The organism is Frigoribacterium sp. Leaf186 (assembly GCF_001423905.1).
GTDB lineage: Bacteria > Actinomycetota > Actinomycetes > Actinomycetales > Microbacteriaceae > Frigoribacterium.
The window spans coordinates 153,453-175,801 of the sequence record NZ_LMPQ01000001.1 but is presented as its reverse complement, the minus strand read 5'-3'; the positions used below and the strand labels follow the sequence as shown (position 1 = coordinate 175,801).

The 22,349-nt window shown below is 71.2% G+C and carries 24 protein-coding genes; 13 read left to right on the top strand and 11 right to left on the bottom strand.

Annotation, left to right across the window (positions count from 1 at the left end; all coding sequences use genetic code 11):
* The first annotated feature begins 10 nt into the window (after positions 1-10).
* Positions 11-796, top strand: coding sequence for a Fe-S cluster assembly ATPase SufC (gene sufC, locus ASG05_RS00895; RefSeq protein ID WP_056256284.1), 786 nt, complete (start codon positions 11-13; stop codon positions 794-796).
* A 2-nt stretch (positions 797-798) separates the two neighbouring features.
* On the top strand, positions 799-1,131 hold the full coding sequence (locus ASG05_RS00890; RefSeq protein ID WP_056256281.1) for a metal-sulfur cluster assembly factor: 333 nt from the start codon (positions 799-801) through the stop codon (positions 1,129-1,131).
* Positions 1,132-1,210: 79 nt separating this feature from the next.
* Here ASG05_RS00890 and ASG05_RS00885 read toward each other — a convergent pair whose 3' ends face one another.
* Positions 1,211-1,816 (bottom strand): biotin transporter BioY, encoded by a 606-nt coding sequence (locus ASG05_RS00885; RefSeq protein WP_056256279.1) that lies wholly within the window; start codon positions 1,814-1,816, stop codon positions 1,211-1,213.
* 148 nt (positions 1,817-1,964) lie between these two features.
* Between ASG05_RS00885 and ASG05_RS00880 the strand changes: the two genes are divergently transcribed.
* On the top strand, positions 1,965-3,563 hold the full coding sequence (locus tag ASG05_RS00880) for an ABC-F family ATP-binding cassette domain-containing protein (RefSeq protein ID WP_056256278.1): 1,599 nt from the start codon (positions 1,965-1,967) through the stop codon (positions 3,561-3,563).
* Positions 3,564-3,570: 7 nt separating this feature from the next.
* Here the strand turns inward: ASG05_RS00880 and ASG05_RS00875 are convergent, their stop codons facing one another.
* The 3 genes from ASG05_RS00875 to ASG05_RS16655 all read right to left on the bottom strand — a co-directional run bounded on the left by ASG05_RS00875 (position 3,571) and on the right by ASG05_RS16655 (position 5,053).
* Positions 3,571-4,422, bottom strand: a complete 852-nt coding sequence (locus ASG05_RS00875; protein WP_056256275.1) for an SURF1 family protein — start codon at positions 4,420-4,422, stop codon at positions 3,571-3,573.
* Entirely contained in the window at positions 4,419-4,586 is a 168-nt protein-coding gene (locus tag ASG05_RS00870) for a hypothetical protein (protein ID WP_369814023.1), read from the bottom strand. The genes ASG05_RS00875 and ASG05_RS00870 overlap by 4 nt, the downstream gene beginning before the upstream one ends.
* 68 nt (positions 4,587-4,654) lie before the next feature.
* On the bottom strand, positions 4,655-5,053 hold the full coding sequence (locus ASG05_RS16655) for a DUF3099 domain-containing protein (RefSeq protein ID WP_082486196.1): 399 nt from the start codon (positions 5,051-5,053) through the stop codon (positions 4,655-4,657).
* 204 nt (positions 5,054-5,257) lie between these two features.
* On the opposite strand from ASG05_RS16655, the gene fabG reads away from it, so the two are divergent.
* Positions 5,258-5,968 (top strand): 3-oxoacyl-ACP reductase FabG, encoded by a 711-nt coding sequence (fabG, locus tag ASG05_RS00855; RefSeq protein ID WP_056256266.1) that lies wholly within the window; start codon positions 5,258-5,260, stop codon positions 5,966-5,968.
* Positions 5,969-6,026: 58 nt separating this feature from the next.
* Here the strand turns inward: fabG and serB are convergent, their stop codons facing one another.
* Complete coding sequence (gene serB / locus ASG05_RS00850) at positions 6,027-6,665, bottom strand: phosphoserine phosphatase SerB (protein ID WP_056256264.1); 639 nt, start codon at positions 6,663-6,665, stop codon at positions 6,027-6,029.
* 53 nt (positions 6,666-6,718) lie between these two features.
* Entirely contained in the window at positions 6,719-7,960 is a 1,242-nt protein-coding gene (locus ASG05_RS00845) for a glucose-1-phosphate adenylyltransferase (RefSeq protein WP_056256261.1), read from the bottom strand.
* Between the two features lie 47 nt (positions 7,961-8,007).
* Between ASG05_RS00845 and glgA the strand changes: the two genes are divergently transcribed.
* From glgA to ASG05_RS00830, 3 genes are all read left to right on the top strand, one after another.
* Positions 8,008-9,192 (top strand): glycogen synthase, encoded by a 1,185-nt coding sequence (gene glgA / locus ASG05_RS00840; RefSeq protein WP_056258158.1) that lies wholly within the window; start codon positions 8,008-8,010, stop codon positions 9,190-9,192.
* A 10-nt stretch (positions 9,193-9,202) separates the two neighbouring features.
* The gene (locus tag ASG05_RS00835) at positions 9,203-9,988 is read left to right on the top strand and encodes an ABC transporter ATP-binding protein (protein WP_056256256.1); all 786 of its coding nucleotides are present in this window, start codon (positions 9,203-9,205) and stop codon (positions 9,986-9,988) included.
* A 118-nt stretch (positions 9,989-10,106) separates the two neighbouring features.
* Entirely contained in the window at positions 10,107-10,355 is a 249-nt protein-coding gene (locus ASG05_RS00830) for a type B 50S ribosomal protein L31 (RefSeq protein WP_056256254.1), read from the top strand.
* Positions 10,356-10,533: 178 nt separating this feature from the next.
* Here the strand turns inward: ASG05_RS00830 and ASG05_RS00825 are convergent, their stop codons facing one another.
* Together ASG05_RS00825 and treS are read right to left on the bottom strand one after the other, a co-directional pair.
* Positions 10,534-11,256: a 3'-5' exonuclease gene (locus ASG05_RS00825; RefSeq protein ID WP_056256251.1), complete on the bottom strand. Its 723-nt coding sequence runs from the start codon at positions 11,254-11,256 to the stop codon at positions 10,534-10,536.
* Between the two features lie 54 nt (positions 11,257-11,310).
* On the bottom strand, positions 11,311-13,050 hold the full coding sequence (treS, locus tag ASG05_RS00820) for a maltose alpha-D-glucosyltransferase (RefSeq protein ID WP_056256249.1): 1,740 nt from the start codon (positions 13,048-13,050) through the stop codon (positions 11,311-11,313).
* 70 nt (positions 13,051-13,120) lie between these two features.
* Here treS and ASG05_RS00815 point away from each other — a divergent pair, with 70 nt between their 5' ends.
* Positions 13,121-14,026 (top strand): alpha/beta fold hydrolase, encoded by a 906-nt coding sequence (locus ASG05_RS00815; RefSeq protein ID WP_235491347.1) that lies wholly within the window; start codon positions 13,121-13,123, stop codon positions 14,024-14,026.
* Positions 14,023-15,111 (top strand): glycosyltransferase family 1 protein, encoded by a 1,089-nt coding sequence (locus ASG05_RS00810; protein ID WP_056256244.1) that lies wholly within the window; start codon positions 14,023-14,025, stop codon positions 15,109-15,111. The genes ASG05_RS00815 and ASG05_RS00810 overlap by 4 nt, the downstream gene beginning before the upstream one ends.
* Positions 15,112-15,181: 70 nt before the next feature.
* Here ASG05_RS00810 and ASG05_RS00805 read toward each other — a convergent pair whose 3' ends face one another.
* Together ASG05_RS00805 and ASG05_RS00800 are read right to left on the bottom strand one after the other, a co-directional pair.
* On the bottom strand, positions 15,182-15,829 hold the full coding sequence (locus ASG05_RS00805) for a histidine phosphatase family protein (RefSeq protein ID WP_056256240.1): 648 nt from the start codon (positions 15,827-15,829) through the stop codon (positions 15,182-15,184).
* 28 nt (positions 15,830-15,857) lie between these two features.
* A complete protein-coding gene (locus ASG05_RS00800) occupies positions 15,858-16,700 on the bottom strand; it encodes an NAD-dependent protein deacetylase (RefSeq protein ID WP_056256237.1) in 843 nt (280 codons plus the stop codon).
* Positions 16,701-16,803: 103 nt separating this feature from the next.
* Here ASG05_RS00800 and ASG05_RS00795 point away from each other — a divergent pair, with 103 nt between their 5' ends.
* Together ASG05_RS00795 and ASG05_RS00790 are read left to right on the top strand one after the other, a co-directional pair.
* A complete protein-coding gene (locus tag ASG05_RS00795; protein WP_056256235.1) occupies positions 16,804-17,631 on the top strand; it encodes an RNA methyltransferase in 828 nt (275 codons plus the stop codon).
* Positions 17,628-18,857: a D-alanyl-D-alanine carboxypeptidase family protein gene (locus ASG05_RS00790; RefSeq protein WP_056258156.1), complete on the top strand. Its 1,230-nt coding sequence runs from the start codon at positions 17,628-17,630 to the stop codon at positions 18,855-18,857. Before ASG05_RS00795 ends, ASG05_RS00790 begins: the two co-directional genes overlap by 4 nt.
* Positions 18,858-18,896: 39 nt before the next feature.
* Here the strand turns inward: ASG05_RS00790 and ASG05_RS00785 are convergent, their stop codons facing one another.
* Positions 18,897-19,685: an SGNH/GDSL hydrolase family protein gene (locus ASG05_RS00785; protein ID WP_056256233.1), complete on the bottom strand. Its 789-nt coding sequence runs from the start codon at positions 19,683-19,685 to the stop codon at positions 18,897-18,899.
* A gap of 22 nt (positions 19,686-19,707) precedes the next feature.
* On the opposite strand from ASG05_RS00785, the gene ASG05_RS00780 reads away from it, so the two are divergent.
* Complete coding sequence (locus tag ASG05_RS00780; protein ID WP_056256230.1) at positions 19,708-20,913, top strand: acyl-CoA dehydrogenase family protein; 1,206 nt, start codon at positions 19,708-19,710, stop codon at positions 20,911-20,913.
* Between the two features lie 88 nt (positions 20,914-21,001).
* Complete coding sequence (locus ASG05_RS00775; protein ID WP_056256229.1) at positions 21,002-22,285, top strand: DNA polymerase IV; 1,284 nt, start codon at positions 21,002-21,004, stop codon at positions 22,283-22,285.
* The last annotated feature ends 64 nt before the right edge of the window (positions 22,286-22,349 follow it).

Sequence of the window (22,349 nt, the reverse complement as noted above, 5' to 3'; positions counted from 1 at the left end):
ACAGAAACGCATGTCCACTCTCGAGATCCGCGACCTCAAGGTCAGCATCGACACCGACCAGGGCCCGAAGCCCATCCTCAAGGGCGTCGACCTCACCATCAACGAGGGCGAGATCCACGCCGTCATGGGCCCCAACGGCTCGGGCAAGTCGACCCTCGCCTACACGATCGCCGGCCATCCGCGCTACAACGTCGACGGCGGCTCCATCCTGCTCGACGGCCGAGAGGTCCTCGAGATGAGCGTCGACGAGCGCGCCAAGGCCGGTCTTTTCCTCGCCATGCAGTACCCGGTCGAGATCCCTGGCGTCACCGTCTCGAACTTCCTGCGGACCGCCAAGACGGCCCTCGACGGTGAAGCCCCCGCCATCCGCGGCTGGATCAAAGACCTGCGCGAGTCGATGAGTGCTCTCAAGATGGACTCGGCCTTCGCCGAGCGCAACGTCAACGAGGGCTTCTCGGGCGGCGAGAAGAAGCGTCACGAGATCATGCAGCTCGAGCTGCTCAAGCCGAAGTTCGCCGTCCTCGACGAGACCGACTCCGGCCTCGACGTCGACGCGCTCAAGATCGTGTCCGAGGGCGTCAACCGCGCCAAGGCCAACACGGGTCTCGGGCTGCTGCTGATCACGCACTACACGCGCATCCTGCGCTACATCAAGCCCGACTTCGTGCACGTCTTCGTCGACGGCCACGTCGCCGACGAGGGTGGGCCCGAGCTGGCCGACCGCCTCGAGAACGAGGGCTACGACCGGTACGTCACGGCAGCCGCCGCCGAGGCCGCCGCGACCACGGCGGTCTGACCGTGGCCGTCGCGCTGAGCCCCGAGAAGTTCGACGAGACGATCGAGGCCCTCAAAGAGGTCGTCGACCCCGAGTTGGGCGTCAACATCGTCGACCTGGGCCTGATCTACGACCTGGCCATGGACGAAGAGCACGAGAACGCGCTCATCATCAGCATGACGCTCACGAGTGCGGGCTGCCCGCTGACGGACGTCATCGAGGGCGACACGGCCAACGCCCTCGACGGCGTGGTCGACGCGTTCCGCATCAACTGGGTGTGGATGCCGCCGTGGGGCCCCGACCGCATCACGGACGACGGCCGCGACATGATGCGGGCCATCGGGTTCTCCATCTGACCTCGGTCGACCGTCCACACGACGAAGCCCCGTCCCTCGCGAGAGGGACGGGGCTTCGTCGTGTCGACGGCGGGAGGCGCTAGTCGCCGAGGCGCTTCAGCGCACGCCAGGCCAGGGGCAGGGCCGCCGCGGCGATGAGCCATTTGGCGATGCCGCCCACGACGAACGGGTAGAGGCCCGCCGCGAGGACGCTCGGCAGATCGTTCGGCAGGCCGAGCGAGCCCAGGACGACGGCCAGGTAGGGCAGCCCGACGGCGAACGGGATGAGACTGGCGAGGAAGAACGCGGCGGCAGAGCGACCCCATCTCTTGTCCCAGTCGCGCTCGGACAGCCACCCGATGACGGCGGCCGTGATGACGAAGCCGATGACGAAGCCGAAGCTCGGCTTGAGGACGCTGAGCGGACCGCCCGAGAACTCGGCGAAGATCGGCAGGCCCGCGACCCCGAGGACGAGGTAGGCGGCGAGCGAGAGGGCGCCACGCCGGGCGCCGAGGGACGCGCCGACGAGCATCACGCCGAGGGTCTGACCCGTGACGGGCACCGGCCAGAGCGGGATCTGCACCTGGGCGAGGGCCGAGACGACGGCCACGCCGCCGAGCACGAGGGCCACGTCGGTGGCCGCGCCCCGGGCCACCAGACGGTCGGCGAGGACCGGCCGTGAGGTCGATGCGGCGGTGTTCGTCATGGGGACTCCTAGAATGGGTAGGTTGATCGGCCGAGCGGCTGGTCGGCAGCGCAGTGCTGCGACCCTCTCCACACGACGTCCCCATCCTATGGGCGGCTCTCCTCCGGGCCCCGTTGTGGACTCCTCACCAATCGATTGGACATCTGCTGTGCTCTCCGTGCACGATCTCGAGATCCGCGTCGGCGCGCGCCTCCTCATGGCCGACGTCTCGTTCCGGGTCGACCGGGGCGACAAGATCGGCCTCGTCGGCCGCAACGGCGCCGGCAAGACGACCATGACCAAGACGCTGGCGGGCGAGACCATGCCGACTGGCGGCAAGATCGAACGGTCCGGCGAGATCGGCTACCTCCCGCAGGACCCCCGCAGCGGCAACCCCGAAGACCTCGCCCGCACGCGCATCCTCGACGCCAGGGGGCTCGGCCAGCTGCTGCTCGGCATCCAGGAGGCCACCCTCGCCATGGGCGACCCCGACGCCGACGTGGCCGCGCGTGCCATGAAGCGCTACGGCGACCTCGACGACCGCTTCAACGCCCTCGGCGGCTACGCGGCCGAGGCCGAGGCCGCGTCGATCGCCAGCAACCTGAGCCTGCCCGACCGCATCCTCGACCAGCCGCTCTCGACCCTCTCGGGTGGTCAGCGCCGACGCATCGAGCTCGCGCGCATCCTGTTCTCGGCGGCCGACACGATGATCCTCGACGAACCGACGAACCACCTCGACGCCGACTCGGTCGTCTGGCTCCGCGAGTACCTCAAGACCTACCAGGGTGGCGTCATCGTGATCAGCCACGACATCGAACTCGTCGAGGAGGTCGTGAACCGGGTCTTCTACCTGGACGCGAACCGACAGGCCATCGACGTCTACAACATGGGTTGGCGCAACTACCAGCGCCAGCGGGCAGCCGACGAGGAGCGCCGCAAGAAAGAGCGCTCGAACGCCGAGAAGCAGGCCTCGGCCCTGCAGAAGCAGGCGGCCCGCTTCGGCGCCAAGGCGTCGAAGGCCGCGGCCGCGCACCAGATGGTGGCCCGCGCCGAGAAGCTGCTCTCCGGCCTCGACGAGGTCCGCGCGGTCGACCGCGTGGCGAAGCTGCGATTCCCCACGCCGGTCGCATGCGGCAAGACGCCCCTCATGGCGTCCAACCTCTCGAAGAGCTACGGCTCGCTCGAGATCTTCACGGCCGTCGACCTCGCCATCGACCGGGGGTCGAAGGTCGTGATCCTGGGCCTGAACGGTGCCGGCAAGACGACCCTGCTGCGCATCCTCGCCGGCGTCGACGCCCCCGACACGGGGCAGCTCGAACCCGGCCACGGCCTGCGGGTCGGCTACTACGCGCAGGAGCACGAGACGATCGACGTCAAGCGCAGCGTGCTCGAGAACATGGTGTCGTCTTCACCGAACATCACCGAGATGGAGGCGCGGCGCGTGTTGGGCTCCTTCCTCTTCACCGGAGACGATTCGGCCAAGCCGGCCGGCGTGCTGTCCGGCGGCGAGAAGACCCGACTGGCCCTGGCCATGATCGTGGTCTCGGGCGCCAACGTGTTGCTGCTCGACGAGCCCACCAACAACCTCGACCCGGCCAGCCGCCTCGAGATCCTCGACGCCCTGAGCAACTACGAGGGTGCGGTCGTCCTCGTCAGCCACGACGAGGGAGCGGTCGAGGCGCTGAACCCCGAGCGCGTCCTGATCATGCCCGAGGGCACCGAGGACCACTGGACGCCGGACTACTCCGACCTGATCAACCTGGCCTGAGGCGGCCTCAGCGGCGGACACCGTCGAGGATCTCGTCCTCGACGTCGTTGTCGTGACGCGGTCGCGCGTCGCGACGGCGCTGCCGTTCGGCCTCGCGCTCGACGAGTTCGTCGTCGTCGGCGTTCTGGTTGCGGTACTCCTGCCGGAAGACGTAGAACAAGAACCCGAACGCCCCGACGGCGAACATCAGCCACTGCACGAAGTACGACAGGTTGAGTCCGGTGTCGACCTCGGGCTTCGTCGACGGCACCGGAGCCGTCGCCGGCGCAGGGCTCTCGCTGACGATCAGGCCGTAGGCAGCCGAGTAGATCGGCTGCCCGACCCGTGACTCGACCTCGCTCAGCTGGATCGTGGCGATCTGGTTCGTGCCCGGCACGCCGGTGCGATCGCCCACGGCCGGCTCGCCGGGCTTGAGGCGCGCCACGACGGTGACGTCACCCGACGGAGGCGCGGGGACGACGTCGGGGGAGTCCTGGGCGTTGCCGGTCGGCACCCAGCCGCGGTCGACGACGAAGACGTCGCCCTGCGTCGTGCGGAACGGCACGAGGACCTCGAAGCCCGGTTGACCGTTGAGCGGCCTGTTGCGCACCAGGAGTTCGTCGTCGGCGAGGTAGCGGCCGGTCATCTCGACGGGTTGCCACTCTTGGGCGGCGTCGTACGACGACAGGTCGGGCAGGGCCTGAGCGAGCGGGACGGGGTCGGCGTCGTAGGTCTGCTCGAGCTGGTGGACCACCGCGAGCTTCTCGTCGTGCCGGGACCACTGCCAGTGGGCGAGGAACACGCAGACGATCGCGAAGACGACGGCGACGGCGAGGTAGCCCAGCCATCTCCGCGAGAGGGCGAAGCGGATGTTCGTCACCGCGCCTCCGTTCCGACCTGTTCGACGACCTCTGACACCCCCGTCACGACGACCGGGAAGTCACGTGCCTCGAGGAACTCGCGCAGGAAGTCCACGTGCTCGTCGCACGCCGACCACACCTTGACCCGGTCGATGCCGTGGATCTTGGGGTTGCGCCAGTGCACATTATGCCGTGCCTCGGCTCGACACGAGGCGCGAGAGCACTGCACGCCGACGGGGTCGAGGCCGAGCATCAGGCGCTCTTCCGATCGGTGCCCGCCTGCCCGGGAGCCTCACCGGACGACCCGTCGGGCACGCCCTCACCGGCGGGAGCCGGGCCGGCGGGCCCCGCGTCGCCGTCGACGACGGTGGGCCGGAACGGGGCCTGCGGCTCGCGGTACACCTCGATGCCGCCGGGGCTCTCGACGGCGTCGCCGGACTCGTGGCCCACGTTGGCGAACACGACGGCGACGTAGGGGATGACGACCGCACCGACGATCGGCAACAGCGTCCACCACCCGAGGGGGAAGACGAAGCAGAGGGCGATGCAGACCAACCGGATGCCCATCGCCACCAGGTACTTGACCATGCGGGAGTGCCGGTCGTCGGTGGGGGAGGGCGGGAGGGACGTGATCGTGTTCGAGGCCTTCACGGGGCACACCTCGATGTCGGGAGAGGGTGGACGCACCACGGACGGGTGCCGGATGGATCTCGGGGACCAGACGTCCGAGGGATCGTCTCGATCCTAAGACCCGGGTCCGACAGTAGGCTGGTCGGCGGCCTGCCGATCACAGGTTCGCCGTCCCCGCCGCCGTCCCGGACGGCGACCGTCGAGATCGCACACGAGGAGACCACCATGACCACGCCCCGCACCGTCCTCGTCACGGGTGGCAACCGAGGCATCGGCTTCGCCATCGCCGAGGAGTTCGTCGCCCAGGGCCACCGCGTCGCCGTCACGGCCCGCAGCGGTCAGGGGCCGGAGGGCACCCTGACGGTCGTCGCCGACGTCACGGACGCTGCGTCGATCGACGCGGCCTTCACCACCGTCGAGGCCGAGCTCGGCCCGGTCGAGGTGGTCGTCGCGAACGCCGGCATCACGAAGGACGGCCTGCTCATGCGCATGACCGAGGACGACTTCACCTCGGTCGTCGACACCAACCTCGGCGGCGCCTTCCGCATCGTCAAGCGTGCCTCGAAGGGAATGCTCAAGGCCCGGTTCGGCCGCATCGTCCTCGTCTCGAGCGTCGTCGGCCTCTACGGCGGCCCCGGCCAGGCGAACTACGCCGCGTCGAAGGCCGGCCTCGTCGGCTTCGCGCGATCGCTCACCCGCGAGCTCGGCGGCCGGGGCATCACCGCCAACGTCGTCGCCCCCGGGTTCGTCGAGACCGACATGACCGCGGTCCTGCCCGAGGCCCAGCAGGCCGAGTACAAGAAGAGCATCCCCGCCGGCCGGTACGGCACGGCCGCCGAGGTCGCGAAGGCCATCGCGTGGCTCGCCGGCGACGACGCCGGCTACATCTCGGGCGCCGTGATCCCCGTCGACGGCGGTCTCGGCATGGGGCACTAGGGACGCCGACCGCAGGAGGCGCGGGTCGCCCCGCGACGCGGCCCGGCCGGTGGGCGGCTCAGCCTCGCAGCCCGAGCAAGGGCAGCACGTGCGACAGGTCGTTCGTCCCGACCACCACGTCGGCCCGTCGACGGACCGTCGGCTTGGCGTTGAACGCCACGGAGAGCGCGGCGACGGCCATCATCTCGAGGTCGTTCGCCCCGTCACCGACCGCGACCGTGTGCGCGAGGTCGACCCGCGCCTCCTCGGCCCACCCCCGGAGGGCGTCGGCCTTCGCGTGGGCGTCGACCACCGGGCCGGTGACGCGTCCGGTCAACCGACCGTCGCGCAGTTCGAGCCGGTTCGCCCGGCGGAAGTCCAGCCCGAGGTCGTCGGCCAAGGGGTCGAGGGTCTCGTGGAACCCGCCCGACACGACGCCGACGAGGCCGCCGGCGGCGTGGACGCCGTCGACGAGTGCGCGGACGCCGCGGGTCGGGGTCAGACGCTGCCGGACGTCGGCGAAGACCGACTCGGGAAGACCCTCGAGGGTGGCGACCCGCTCGGCGAGGCTCGCCGCGAAGTCGAGTTCGCCGGCCATCGCCCTCGAGGTGATGTCGGAGACGCGTTCGCGGGAGCCCGCGGCGTCGGCCAACAGTTCGATCACCTCGTCCTCGATCAGGGTGGAGTCGACGTCGAGGACGATGAGGAAACGCGGCACGCCGACAGCCTAGGGCCGCCGACGCACCGCGTCGCTCGTGTGACTCCGGACCGCTACTGGTCGACCCGGACTCCCTTGCCGACCACCGTGATGCCGGACGGCGTGACCGTGAAGCCGCGGGCCCGGTCGGCCTCGGGATCGACGCCGACCGACGCGCCGGCCGCGATGACGACGTCCTTGTCGAGGATCGCGCGGTTCACGACGGCGTTCGGACCGACGTGGGCCCGCTCGAAGACGACCGAGTCGACGACGCGCGAACCGCTGTCGAGGGTGCACCAGGGGCCCAGCACGCTGCGCTCGACGTGCGCCCCCGAGAGGAGCGAACCGAGCGAGACGATCGAGTCGATCGTCGTGCCGAGGTTGCCGTGCCCGTCACGGACGAACTTCGCCGGCGGCGAGTTGAGCTGCTGGCTGAAGATCGGCCAGTCGGTGTTGTAGAGGTTGAAGATCGGCAGCGCCGAGATGAGGTCGCGGTGCGCGTCGTAGAACGAGTCGATGGTGCCGACGTCGCGCCAGTAGTACCGGTCGCGCTCGGTCGAGCCGGGGACCTCGTTGCGGTTGAGGTCGTAGACCGCCGCGTCGCCACGGGAGACGAAGTCGGGGACGATGTCGCCGCCCATGTCGTGGTCGGAGTCCGGCTTCTCGCCGTCTCGCAGCACGGCGTCGATGAGGACGTCGGCGTCGAAGACGTAGTTGCCCATCGAGGCGAGGATCTCGTCGGGGGAGTCGGGCAGGCCCGTCGCATCCTTGGGCTTCTCGAGGAAGCGCCCGATGCGGGTCGGGTCGTCTGAGTCGACCTCGATCACGCCGAACTGGTCGGCGAGCGAGATGGGTTGACGGATCGCGGCCACGGTGACCCCCGCGCCCGAGGCGATGTGCGCCTCGATCATCTGGGAGAAGTCCATGCGGTAGACGTGGTCCGCTCCGACGACCACGACGATGTCGGGCTTCTCGTCACGCAGCAGGTTCAGGCTCTGCAGGATGGCGTCGGCGCTGCCGGCGAACCATCGCTTGCCGAGCCGCTGCTGGGCCGGGACCGAGGCGACGTAGGCGCCCAGGAGGCCCTCGATGCTCCAGGTCTGCGACACGTGGCGGTCGAGGCTGTGCGACTTGTACTGGGTCAGGACGACGATCTGGCGGAGACCCGAGTTGATCAGGTTCGACAGGGCGAAGTCGATGAGACGGTAGTTGCCACCGAACGGGACTGCGGGCTTCGCGCGGTCCGCGGTCAGGGGCATCAGGCGCTTGCCCTCGCCACCAGCCAGGACGATGCCGAAGATCTTCTTTGATGCCATGGGGCCAGAATGGCACGATTCGGGCCCGCACGACTACGGTGAACGACGTGCGAGTCGATGTCATCACCAAGGAATACCCGCCCAACGTCTACGGAGGCGCGGGCGTGCACGTCGTCGAGCTCGTCAAGGCCCTGCGGCAGGGCGTCGAGGTGCAGGTGCGCGCCTTCGGCGAGGTCGACCCCGAGCCCGACACCACCGGCTACCCCGACCTGCCCCAGCTCGACCAGGCGAACGCCACCCTGCGGACCCTCGGCGTCGACGTCACGATGGCGCAGGACGTCGCCGGAGCCGACGTCGTCCACAGCCACACCTGGTACGCCAACGCGGCGGGCCAGCTCGCCCAGATGCTGCACGGTGTGCCGCACGTCCTGACCGCCCACAGCCTCGAGCCGCTCCGCCCCTGGAAGGCCGAACAGCTCGGAGGCGGCTACCGCGTCTCGAGCTGGATCGAACGTCAGGCGTACGAGACGGCCGACCGCGTCATCGCGGTGAGCGACGGCATGCGCCGCGACATCCTGCGGTCGTACCCCTCGATCGACGAGTCCAAGGTGGAGGTCGTCTACAACGGCATCGACCTCGACGGCTGGCAGCGCGTCGAGGACGCCGAGCTGGTGCGCGGCCTGGGCATCGACCCCGACCGACCCTCCGTCGTCTTCGTCGGCCGGATCACCCGTCAGAAGGGCCTGCCGTACCTGTTGCGGGCGGCGAAGCTCCTGCCCGCCGACGTGCAGCTCGTGCTCTGCGCCGGCGCACCGGACACCCCCGAGATCATGGCCGAGGTCACCGGTCTCGTCCGCGAGCTGCAAGAAGAGCGCACCGGGGTCGTGTGGATCGACACCGTGCTGCCCCGCCACCAGCTCAGCGCCGTGCTCAGCCAGGCCACCACGTTCGTCTGCCCCTCGGTCTACGAGCCCCTCGGCATCGTCAACCTCGAGGCCATGGCGTGCGGGGTGCCCGTCGTGGGCTCCGACACCGGCGGAATCCCCGAGGTCGTGGCCGACGGCCTCACCGGCCGCATCGTCCCCCTCGAGCAGGTGCAGGACGGCACCGGCACCCCCGTCGACCCCGACCGTTTCGTCGCCGACCTGGCGGCCACGCTGACCGAGGTCGTCTCCGACCCGGCCCTGGCCCGCCTGATGGGTCGGGCCGGTCGCATGCGCGCCGAAGAAGAGTTCTCGTGGGGGCGGATCGCCGAACAGACCCTGCGGATCTACCAGGGTCTGCTCAACTAGGCTGAGCGGCATGCCTACCGTCCTGCAGCTCACCGATGTCTCGATCGTCCGAGGCGGCACCCCCGTCGTCGACAAGCTGACCTGGACGGTCGACTCCGACGAGCGCTGGGTCGTCCTCGGCCCGAACGGCGCCGGCAAGACGAGCCTGCTGCAGGTGGCCGCGGCACAGAGCCACCCGTCCAGCGGGCAGGCGAGCATCCTCGGCAGCGACCTGGGCTCCGTCGACCTCTTCGAGCTGCGCACCCGCATCGGGTTCGCCTCGACCGCGATCGCCCGACGCATCCCCGCGAAGGAGAAGGTCGTCGACGTCGTCCTGACGGCGGCGTACTCGGTCACCGGTCGCTGGAACGAAGAGTACGAGGGCGTCGACGTGCGCCGAGCCCACCGGGTGCTCGAAGAATGGCAGCTCGACCACCTGTCCGACCGGGCCTTCGGCGAACTGAGCGACGGCGAGCAGAAGCGCGTGCAGATCGCCCGGTCGGTCATGACCGACCCCGAGCTGCTGCTGCTCGACGAGCCCGCTGCCAGCCTCGACCTCGGTGCTCGCGAAGAGCTGCTCCGGATGCTCTCGGGCTACGCGTCGTCCGAGGGAGCGCCGGCCATCGTCATGGTCACCCACCACGTCGAAGAGATCCCGCGGGGCTTCACGCATGCCCTGCTGCTCGACCACGGCTCGGTCGTCGCCGCCGGCCCGCTCGACGAGGTCGTCACGGCCGAGACGCTCGGGGCCACGTTCGGCCTCGAACTGAGCGTCGAGTCCGACGGCGGCCGGTACTCGGCACGCGCCGCCGACTGAGCCGCACCTCCTACGATCCGGGCCCTCGGTCTGGTATCGTTGACAGCTGGTCCGCAGCGATGCTGCGCGTGCCTCCTGAACTCACCATCATCACTCGTTCGCTAGACCTAGGACAATCATGAAGACCGACATCCACCCCGAGTACAAGCCGATCGTCTTCCGGGACCTCGCGTCGGGCGCCACGTTCCTCACGCGCTCCACGACGACCAGCGACAAGACCATCGAGCTCGACGGTGAGACCTACCCGGTCATCGACGTCGAGATCTCGTCCGAGTCGCACCCGTTCTACACGGGCAAGCAGCGCATCCTCGACTCGGCCGGTCGCGTCGAGAAGTTCAACTCGCGCTACAAGAACTTCGGCAAGTAGGCACCAGCCCACGCGCCAGAACGAGGCGGTCCACTCCGGTGGGCCGCCTCTTTCGCATGCCCCGGGGCGGGCGAGAACGACAGCCCGGCGAGAACGGCAGCCCGGCGAAACCCGCAGCCCGGCGAAACCGGCAGCCCGCTCGGACCGGCAGCCTTGGAGGCGCGGTGCCGCGGCCGACTCAGGCGAACGGCAGCGGGCGGTGCGGCCAGTCGCCGTGGGCCGTGAACGTGGGGTCTTTCGCCCGACGCATGTACTGCTGGAAGCTCTCGGCCTGGGTCGAGCACCAGCCGACCTGGAGGTCGTGCAGCTCGGTCACCGGGACGTCGAGCCGGTCGGGGTACCGCTTGGCCATGGCCTGGGCGACCCGCCCCGCGGCGACGGCGTCGGCCCCCGCGTCGTGGGCGTCGTCGAGGGAGACGCCGTAGACCGCAGCCGCCGCCTCGAGCGTGCGCTTGCCCTTGCGGTAGGTGTCGACCGCCTTGTCGATGACGAGCGGGTCGACGACGCAACCGATGTCGCCCACCTCGCCGAGCGGCTCGACGCCGTGGCGCCTGGCCTCGCGGTCGAGCAGGGTGAGGTCGTAGGGGGCGTTGTAGACGACGAGCGGCACGCCCCGGGCGAAGACGGCCCGGATGGCCGCGACGATCTCGGCGACGACCTCGGCCGCCGGGCGCCCTTCCGCGCGGGCCTGCTCGGTCGAGATGCCGTGCACGGCGCTTGCCTGCTCGGGGATCTCGACCCCCGGGTCGGCCAGCCATTCACCGTGCGCGACGGTCGCCCCCGTGGCGTCGATGAGGCCCACGTGCGCCGTGACGATGCGGGCCGTCTCGACGTCGATGCCCGTGGTCTCGAGGTCGAAGACGCCGAGGGCCTGCCACCACGAGGCCGGCGGTTCGCCCACGGCCGTGAGGTCGGGAGCGGTGCCGGTCGTCTCTGTGTCAGTCACGCCATGAGTTTAGGAGGCGCCACCGACAGCGGGCACCGCCGCGACGGGCACGTCGCCGACGTGCAGCCAGAAGAACGCCTGCGTGCCGAGCGTGAGCGTGACCTTGCCCTCGTCGTCGAACGACGGGAACTGCGCCCCGCCGAACAGGTCGTACAGCGTGCGCCCGGCGAACTGCGGAGCCACGATGTCGACCGAGGTCGGGTTGTGACCGAACGAGAAGACGCAGAGGATGTCTTCTGCGGAGTCGCCGAACTGCGTGCCGGCCCCCGCGTACGAGCGGACGAACGACAGCACCGACTCCTGGTTCGTCTCGAGCACCTCGAGCGTGCCGAGGCCGAAGGTCGGGTGGGCCTTCCGCACGTGGATGACGTTGCGCACCCAGTGCAACAGCGACCGGGACTGCGCCAGCTGGCTCTCGACGTTGACCAGGTTGTAGTTGTAGACGAGCGACTGGACGACCGGCAGGAACAGCTTGCCCGGGTCGGCCGTCGAGAAGCCGGCGTTGCGGTCGGGCGTCCACTGCATGGGCGTGCGCGACGAGTCACGGTCGGGCAGCCAGATGTTGTCGCCCATGCCGATCTCGTCGCCGTAGTAGAGGAACGGGCTGCCCGGCAGGGAGAACAGCAACGCGTGCACCAGCTCGAGCTCGGCGCGCGAGTTGTCGAGCAGCGGGGCGAGGCGACGTCGGATGCCGATGTTGGAGCGCATGCGCGGGTCGTAGGCGTACCAGCCGTACATGGCCTGGCGGTACTCCTCGCTGACCATCTCGAGGGTGAGCTCGTCGTGGTTGCGGAGGAAGACGGCCCAGGCGGCCCCCGGCGGCACCTCGGTGGTCTCGGACAGGATGCGCTTCAGCTCGTCGGCGCTCTGGGCGCGCAGCGAATAGAAGATGCGCGGCATGACCGGGAAGTCGAACGCCATGTGGCACTCGGGCTCGTCCTCGGTCCCGAAGAAGGCCGCCGTCTCGGCGGGCCACTGGTTCGCCTCGGCGATGAGCACGCGACCGGGGAACTCCTCGTCGACCATCGTGCGCAGCCGCTTGATGAAGTCGTGGGTCGCGGGTTCGCCCTCGCCGTTGCCCTCTTCGGTCTCGAAGAGGTACGGGATCGCGTCGAGCCGGAGCCCGTCGACGCCCATCGCCAGCCAATGGCGGACGACGTCGAACACGGCCTCTTGCACGGCGGGGTTCTCGAAGTTGAGGTCGGGCTGGTGCGAGAAGAAGCGGTGGAAGAAGAACTGACGACGCACCGGGTCGAAGGTCCAGTTGCTCTCTTCGGTGTCGACGAAGATGACGCGGATGTTCGAGTACTCGTCGTCGGTGTCGCGCCAGACGTAGAAGTCGCCGTACGGGCCCTCGGGGTCTTCTCGGCTCTGCTGGAACCACTCGTGCTGGTCGCTCGTGTGGTTCAGCACCATGTCGATGACGATGCGCATGTTGCGCTCGTGCGACTTGGTCACCAGGTCGCGGAACTCGTCGAGCGTGCCGAACTCGGGCAGGATCGCCTTGTAGTCCTGGATGTCGTAGCCACCGTCACGCAGGGGCGACTGGAAGAACGGCGGCAGCCAGAGGGCGTCGACGCCGAGCCACTGCAGGTAGTCGAGCCGGGTGAGCAGCCCCTGGAGGTCACCCGCCCCGTCGCCGTTGCTGTCGACGAACGACCGCACCATCACCTCGTAGAACACCGCACGGCGGTGCCAGTTGGGGTCGAGGGTCAGTCCGGGCTGCTGGATCGGGGCAGTGAAGCTCACGCGCCCACCCTACGGGCGGACGCCGTGGGGCGCGCACTCCGATCAGCGCGTCGCTCGTAGACTCGGGCGCGTGATCGTCCGACCCCCGCGCGTGAAGTCGCCGTACCGTGCCCGCCTCGACGCCCGACCGGTGCGCGATGACGTCGTCGAGGTCGCCGGCAGCACCACCCGGTACTGGACCTACGACCCCCCCGAGGGGCAGGAGGCGCGGGTCACCATCGTCGCGGTCCACGGCTTCCGCGGTGACCACCACGGTCTCGAACCGGTCGTGGCGCACCTCGGGCACGCCCGGGTGGTGATGCCCGACCTGCCGGGCTTCGGCGAGTCGACCCCGCTCGACGGCGAGCACAGCGTCGCGGCCTACGCCCGCTGGCTGACCGCCTTCGTGGCGGCCCTCTCGCTCGGTGACGACGTCGTGGTGCTGGGGCACTCGTTCGGCTCGATCGTCACGTCGGCCGCGGTGGCCGACGGGCTCCGCGCCTCCCGGCTGGTGCTGGTCAACCCGATCGCCGCGCCTGCCCTGCAGGGGCCGCGCGGCGTGGTGACGCGCCTGGCCGTCTTCTACTACTGGGCCGGGGCCGCCCTGCCCGAGCGCGCCGGCCAGCAGGTGCTGCAGAACGCCGCCGTGACGCGGATCACCAGCCTCGCGATGGTCAAGACGCACGACCGGTCGCTGCGTCGGTGGATCCACGACCAGCACGACAGCTACTTCTCGCGCTTCTCGGACCGTCGCGTCGTGCTCGACGCCTTCCGAGCCTCCGTGTCGAGCGACGTGAGCACGTACGCGGCGCGCGTCACCGTGCCCACGCTGCTGGTCGCCGCCGACCGCGACGACATCACGGCCCTGCCCGCGCAGCACCGGTTGCGGGCGGTCTTCCCCGACGCGACCCTCGACGTGATCGAGGGGGTCGGCCACCTGATCCACTACGAGAAGCCCCGCCAGGCGGCCGCGGCGATCGAGGCGTTCGTCCGATGAGGATCGTCGTCGACTGCCGGTACGTGCGGGTCGGACGCCACGACGGCATCAGCCGGTTCAGCGCCGGGGTCGTCCGGGCGGTGGCCGAGCGTCACGAGGTGACGATGCTCGTCAGCGACCCGCGGCAGCTCGACAAGCTGCCCGACCAGCCGCACCTGCTCGTCAGTTCGCCGACGAGCGTGCGTGAGCCGCTCGTGGCGCTCCAGGTGAACCGGCTGCGGCCCGACGTGGTCTGGTCGCCGATGCAGACGATGGGCTCGTTCGGGCGTCGCTACCCGCTCGTGCTCACCCTGCACGACCTGATCTACTACACGAACCGCACGCCCCCACCCGAGTTCGCGCTGCCGATCAGGCTGCTCTGGCGGCTCTACCACCTGGCGTGGTGGCCGCAGCGGGTGCTGCTCGACCGGGCCGACGCGATCGTGACCGTGAGCCGCACCACGCGCGACGAGATGCGACGCCACCGGCTGACCCGGCGACCCGTGACGGTCGTGTACAACGCCTCCGACCCGGTCGACGGCGCGACGCCCCGCCGGGCACCCGAACGCCGGGACCTCGTCTACATGGGCTCGTTCATGCCGTACAAGAACGTGGCCACGCTGGCCAGGGCACTGCCGTTGCTCGACGGCTGCCGACTGCACCTGATGAGCCGCGTGTCCGACGCCGAGCGCGCCTCCTTGGAGGCCGTGGCGCCCGCAGGCTCGCTGGTGTTCCACGACGGAGCGAGCGACGACGCGTACCGCGAGGCGTTGCTCGGTGCGACGGCCGTCGTGACGGCGTCGCGCGCCGAGGGCTTCGGCATCCCGCTCGTCGAGGGCATGTCGCTCGGCACGCCCGCGGTCGTCAGCGACATTCCGATCTTCCGCGAGATCGGAGGCACGGCTGCCCTGTACTTCGACCCGTCGTCGCCCGCGTCCATCGCCGCGGCGGTCCGCCGCCTCGAGGGAGAGTGGGAGGCGCGCTCGGCCGCGTCGATCGAACAGGCCGCCCGCTTCAGCTGGCGCGACTCGGCCGACGTGCTGCTGCGCACGCTGGCGGACGTCGCGGCGGCGGGCAGCCACCGGCACCGGTCGAGCGGACGGTAGCGCGCGGCAGGCCTGCCACGACGGCGGGCCTGCCACGACGGTCGCCGCCCGGACGGTCACGCCGGGACGGTCACGCCTGGTCGGAGCCGTCGCGCTCGAGCGCGTTCTGGTAATCGAAGTCGTAGGTGCCGGGACGTTCGGACTCGACCTCGATCGGGTCGTCGAACTCGCGCAGGACGAGGGCGTCACCGGCGAACTCGAACGAGTGGACCGACCCGTTGCGGATCGGCACGCCGAGGTGGGCGTCGGTGTCGGGGGAGACGTGGTTGACCACCGCACGGATGACGGCGCCGTGCGTGGCGACCACGACGGAGGCGTCGGCCCCGTGCCGGGCGGCGATCGCGGCCAGCGCGGGCAGCACCCGGGCGACCAGGGCACCACGGCTCTCGCGCCCGGGCACCGGCGTGCCGTGCGGGAACCTCGCCTCGACCTGCTCGCCGGTCAGGCCCTCGGCGTCGCCGTACCGTCGCTCGGCCACTTCGCGCACCAGCTCGGGTGCGGCGAGGCCCAGGCGCTCGGCGATGATCGAGCCGGTCTCGGCGGCCCGCGACAGGGGGCTGGCGACGACGGCGTCGAAGCGACGACGGGCGAGGAGGTCACCGGCCTCGCGGGCCTGGGACCGGCCGAGGTCGTTCAGCGGGATGTCGGTGGAGCCCTGGATGCGACGGGCGCGGTTCCAGTCGGTCTCGCCGTGGCGGACCAGGTACAAGAGCGTCATCGTTCCTCCGGTGGGGCGGCCCCGGAGGCTACGCGCCCAGGTGCTCGGCCAGGGCAGCCAGGGTCTCCGACGTGCCGGCGTCCAGCTTAACCGTGGCGCGCGAGTCGCCCTTGGTCGCACCGCGGTTGAGCACGACGACGGGCAGCTTGCGACGCGTCGCCTGGTCGAGCAGCCGGATGCCGCTGTTGACCACCAACGACGACCCGGCGACGAGCAGGGCCTCGGCTCCGACCACCATCGACCGCGCCTCGGCGAAGCGCTCGGTGGGCACGAACTCGCCGAAGAAGACGACGTCGGGCTTCAGCAGCCCGCCGCAGACCGTGCAGGTCGGCACGACGAACGCGTCGATGTCGTGCACCTCGACGTCGCCGTCGGGCGCGAGGCGCACCTGGTCGGGCTCGTCGATCCAGGGGTTCTCGGCGGCGAGGCGGGCGGCGACCATGTCGCGCGCGAAGGCCTGCCCGCAGGTGAGGCACACCACCCGGTCGACGGTGCCGTGCAGGTCGACGACGCGCCGTGACCCGGCACGCACGTGCAGGTTGTCGACGTTCTGGGTGATCACGCCGTTCGTCACGCCCGCGGCCTCGAGCCGGGCCAGGGCCCGGTGCCCCTCGTTGGGACCGGCGGCGCGGAAGGACTTCCAGCCGAGGTGGCTGCCAGCCCAGTAGCGCTTGCGGTAGGTCTCGCTCGAGAGGAACTGCTGGAACGTCATGGGGTTGCGCGGGGGAGCCCCGGCGCCCCGGTAGTCGGGGATGCCCGAGTCGGTGCTGACCCCGGCCCCGGTGAGCACGGCCACGCGGCGCCCGCGGAGGGCCTCGACCGCGGCCTCGAGGGCCTGCTCGTCGGTGGGGGCCGCGGGGGCGTTCGACACGGGTGGGACTCCTTCGGGTGCGGTGACGCTAGCCTAAACGCGTCCCCCTCCGATTCGATTCCGCCGGCCGTCCGCCCGCCGGGGCCGTCCCCCGTGGAGCACCGTGCACGTCACCCGCATCACCGACCTCGACCACGAGGCCCTGGCCGACTACAACCGGCTCACCGACGTCGCGCTCCGACGCGTGTCCGAGCCCGAGGGCGGCCTGTACATCGCCGAGTCGACGAAGGTCATCGAGCGGGCGCTGCGGGCGGGCCACGTGCCCCGGTCGGTGCTGATGACCGACCGCTGGCTGGCCGACATCGAGCCGCTGGTCGCCGACCACGACGGCGAGATCTTCGTCGGCGACGCCGCCTTGCTCGAAACCCTCACCGGCTACCACCTGCACCGCGGAGCCCTCGCCGCCATGCACCGTCCCGAGCTGCCCTCGGTCGGGTCGGTGCTCGACGGCGCCCGCCGGGTCGTCGTGCTCGAGGACATCGTCGACCACACCAACGTCGGGGCGATCTTCCGGGCCGTGGCGGGCCTCGGGGCCGACGCCGTCCTGATCACGCCGCGGTGCGCCGACCCGCTGTACCGCCGGAGCGTGCGCGTGAGCATGGGCACCGTCCTGCAGGTGCCGTGGACGCGCCTCCCCGAATGGCCGGCAGGCGCCGGGCTGCTGCGCGAGGCGGGGTTCGAGGTGGCGGCCCTGGCGCTGAGCGACGACGCCGTGACCCTCGACGCCTACGCGGCCGCGCCTCCCGCACGGGTCGCCCTGCTGCTCGGCACCGAGGGCGACGGCCTCAGCCGGGCGGCGCTGCAGGCCGCCGACGCGGTCGTCACCATCCCCATGCTGCACGGGGTGGACAGCCTCAACGTGGCCGCGGCCTCGGCCGTGGCCCTGTGGGCCCTGCGGGTGCCGACCGACGGGCCGACGGTGGCCTCGTGACCCGCGTCGGACGTCGGCGCCCGGGGGCCGTCCGGAGGCGCGTGGGCGTGACCGCGCTGCTCGCGCTCGTCGTCGCGGTCGGCGGGTACGTCCCCCTGGCGCTGCTCAGCCCGCTGGCCCCGGCCGCGGCGGACGTGGCCGCGTACACCGCACCGGCCGAGCGGAGCACCGACCTGAGCTTCCCCGGCTACGGCGCCACCGCGGTGGAGGCGGTGGGCTGGGACGACAGCCTCACGACGAGCGGCGACGAACTCCCTCGTCCGATCGCCAGCATCAGCAAGGTGGTCACGGCCCTCGTCGTGCTCGACGAGAAACCGCTCGACGGGGGAGACGGACCGACGCTGACGTTCGGCCCGGCCGAGGCCGCCCTGGTCGACTCGTACCGGGCCCGGAACGGCAAGGTGGCGCCCATGGCGGCCGGGCAGTCCCTCACCGAGCGTCAGGTGCTCGAGGTGATGCTGATCGAGTCGGCCAACAACTACGCCGAGGTGCTGGCACGCTGGGCCTTCGGCAGTGACGAGGCGTTCGTCGAGGCAGCACGCGCGTGGCTGGCCGAGCACGACCTCACCGCGACGACCCTCGTCGAACCCACCGGGCTCTCACCGCAGAACACGAGCACCTCGACCGACCTCGTCGCCCTCGGCCGCCTGGCGCTGGCCGACCCCGACGTCGCCCGCACCGTCGGCACCACGACCGCCTCGGTGCCGGGCATCGGCGAGATCAGCAACAGCAACGAACTGCTCGGCCTCGACGGCGTGGTCGGCATCAAGACCGGCACCCTCGACGAGGCGGGTGCCTGCCTGCTGTTCGCGGCCGACTACACCGTCGGCGGGCAGCAGGTCACCGTGGTCGGCGCCATGCTCGGCGGGGTCGACCACGACTCGCTCGACCGCGACGTGCAGGCCCTGCTCGCCAGCGTCGCCGATCGGTTCCAGACCCTCACGCTGGCCAGCCGCGGCGACGCCTTCGCCGGCTACGAGCTGCCCTGGGGCGACGGCGCCCGCGCGGTCGCCGCCGAGGACGCGAGCGTGCTCGTCTGGGGCGACGAGACCGTCGAGGCCTCGGTCGAGACGGACGATGTGGGGGCGGCCCCGGCCGGCAGCCGGGTGGGTCAGGTGACCTTCACGGTCGACGGCGAGCGACACGTCGTCCCGCTCGAACTCGACGCGACCATCGCCGAACCGGGCGCCTGGTGGCGGCTGACGCACCCCGACGAGGTGTTCTGAGGCTCGTCGTGGGCGACTCGACCCTCGCGGCGTGACGACTCAGGGCGCGTCGCGGTGCAGCATCGTGACGGCGTCGGGTCGCTTGGCCCGGATGAGGTCGCCCGACGACTGGTGGCGGATGCGACGGACCACCCACGGCACCAGGTACTCACGGGCCCAGCCCATGTCGTCGGCTCGGGCCGACCGCCAGGGGCGCCGCTCGAGCGGCTCGGGGTCGTAGGGCTCGAGGTCGTTCTCGACGGCCAGCGCCTGCAGCACCATCCGGGCGATCGTGTGGTGGCCGAGGGGGCTGAAGTGCAGCCGGTCGGGCGCCCACATGCGCGGGTCGACGAGCTGACGCAGGGCCCACATGTCGGCGACGACGGCGTCGTGCCGCAGGGCGATGGCGTGGACGTGCTCGTTGTAGATCGCGACCTTGCCCCGCAGGCGGCCGAGCACGGGCGTGAGACCGATGTCGGGCCCCGTGAAGACGACGACGGTCGCGCCGTCGGAGCGCAGGCGTGCCACGAGCCCCTCGAAGCCCGCGGCGACCTCGTCCGGGTCGGTGCCCGGGCGGATGATGTCGTTGCCCCCGGCCGAGACCGTGACGAGGTCCGGCCGCAAGGCGAGGGCGGCCTCGGACTGCTCGTCGATGATCTGCTGCAGCAGCCGGCCCCGGACCGCGAGGTTGGCGTACGCGAAGTCGTCGGTCGAGGCGCCGAGCACCTCGGCCACACGGTCGGCCCAGCCCCGGTGGCCCCCGGGGGAGCGCTCTTCGGGGTCGCCGATCCCCTCGGTGAACGAGTCGCCGATGGCGACGTAACGGGACCACGGGTGTTGCTGACTCATGCGACCAAACTACTCTCGACGCGTGCCCGCACCGAAGCCCGCCCCCGCGTCCGACCCGACCCGCGCCTCCTGGTCGCCGGTCGACCTGTTGCCCGACGACCTGCTCGGGCGGTTCCGCGACCGGGCCGCGGGCCACGACCGCGACAACACGTTCCCGCACGCCGACCTCGCCGAGCTGCGCGAGCGCGGCTACCTGCGGGCCTTCGTCCCGACCGACCGGGGAGGCGCGGGTCTCGGACTCGAACAGGTCGCGTCCCTGCAGTCCCGGCTCGCGACCGCGGCCCCGGCGACGGCGCTGGCGGTGAACATGCACCTGGTCTGGACCGGCTGCGCGGCGGTGCTGCACGCCCGGGGGGACGAGTCGCTCGACCTCGTGGTCGAGGACGCCGGCCACGACGAGGTGTTCGCCTTCGGGGTCAGCGAGCCCGGCAACGACCTCGTGCTGTTCGACTCGGTGACCTCCGCCGTGCCCACGGGGGACGGCGGGTTCCGGTTCACCGGCACGAAGGTGTCCACGTCGCTCTCGCCCGTCTGGACGCGCCTCGGCGTCTTCGGCCGCGACGACTCCGACCCGGCCTCGCCGGCACTCGTCCACGGTTTCGTCCACCGCGACCAACCCGGCCACGCCTCGCTCGGCGACTGGGACACGATCGGCATGCGGGCCACCCAGAGCCACACCACGCGGCTGACCGGCGTCGAGGTGCCCGCCTCGCGGATCGTCCGTCGCCTGCCCGTCGGGCCGAGCGCCGACCCCCTCGTGTTCGCCGTCTTCGCGGTGTTCGAGACGACGATCGCCGCGGTCTACCGGGGGATCGCGCGCCGGGCGCTCGAGCTCGCGGTCGAGTCGGCGCAGGCGTCGACCTCGCGGCGAGCCGGGGGAGCGGCCCGCGCTCTCGACCCCGTCGTCCGCTGGCGCGTCGCCGACGCGGGGCTGGCCGTCGACGGGCTCGAGCCCCAGGTGGACCGCATCGCCCGCGACGTGGACGACCTGGTCGACCACGGGCCGGACTGGCCACGGCTCGTGGTCGGGCTGAAGACCCGCGCCACCGAGACGGCGCGCGCCGTGGTCGAGCAGGCCGTGACCGTGGCCGGGGGCGGGTCGTACCGGTCCTCGTCCGAGCTCGGTCGCCTGCAGCGGGACGTCCTGGCCGGGCGGTTCCACCCGTCGAGCACCGACTCGGCGCACGCGACCGTCGCCGCCGCGCTGCTGGGGCCGGCGTCGTCCTGACGCCCGCGTCGACGCGGGCGAGACGGCCGGCGGGCGACGGCCGGGCCCGGACGGCGTCGATGTCGGCGGCGCGTGTGAAGATGCTCCGGTGAGCAAACAAGACGGCAGCGGGCGGCTCGTCACCACGGTGCCGACCGACGACGCGACCGCGCCGATCTTCCACGTCGACATGGACGCCTTCTTCGCCTCCGTCGAACTGCTCGACCACCCCGAGCTGCGGGGTCGACCCGTCGTCATCGGGCACCGATCCGACCGGTCGGTCGTCACGGCCGCGACGTACGAGGCCCGCAAGTACGGCGTCAACTCGGCGATGCCGATGGCGATCGCCCTGCGGCGCTGCCCGCAGGCCGTCGTGCTCGAACCGCACTTCGAGAAGTACCAGCACTGGTCCTCGCGCGTCATGTCGATGTTCGACGACGTCACGCCCCTGGTCGAACGCCTCGGCATCGACGAGGCGTTCCTCGACGTCAGCGGCTCGATCCGCCTGATGGGCTCCCCGTACGAGATCGCGACCGCCCTGCGGCGACGGGTGCACGCCGAGACCGGCCTCCACTGCAGCATCGGCGCGGCGTCGACGAAGTTCGTGGCGAAGCTGGCGTCGAGCGTCGCCAAGCCCGACGGGCTGTTGCTCGTCCCGCACCGCCACACGCTCGCGTTCTTACACCCGCGTCCGATCAGCGCCCTCTGGGGCGTCGGCGGCAAGACCGAACAGGTCCTGCTCGACCGGGGCCTGAGGACGGTCGGCGACGTCGCCTCGGCTCCGCTCGACATGCTGGTGCACGCCGTGGGGCCGGCGGCCGGCGCCAAGCTGCACGACCTCGCCTGGGGCCGCGACCCCCGCAGCGTGCACACCGAGTCGGTCGAGAAGAGCGTCGGCAACGAGAACACCTTCGCCAGCGACGTCGTCGACCCCGACGTGGTCCGACGCGAACTGCTGCGGCTGAGCGACAAGGTGGCCGTGCGGCTGCGCGCCGCCGGGGTCAGCGGCCGGACGGTCGTGCTCAAATTGCGCACCACCGACTTCGTCACCATCACGCGGTCTCGCACGCTCGCCGACCCGACCGACCTCGGGCGCCGCATCTACGACGAGGTGCGCTCGCTCTACGAGGCCACCGGAAAACAGCACGAGCGCATCCGGCTCGTCGGCGTGCGGGTCGAACAACTCAGCGAGGGGGCCGGCGGCGACTCGCTCGGCCTCTGGGACGACGACGCCGACTGGCGCGAGGCCGAGTCGACCATGGACGCCCTCCGCGCGCGGTTCGGTTCGTCGATGCTGACCCCCGCCTCGTTGCTCGGCGCGTCCCGCCGCCGACCCGGTGCCGGCGGCCGCGGCCCCGCCGAGGCGTCCGGCGACGACGCCGGTCGAGGGTAAACTCGGTTCGAGTGAGCACCGCCAACGCATCCGACCCCACCGGGGGTGACCGGCACCTCGAGGG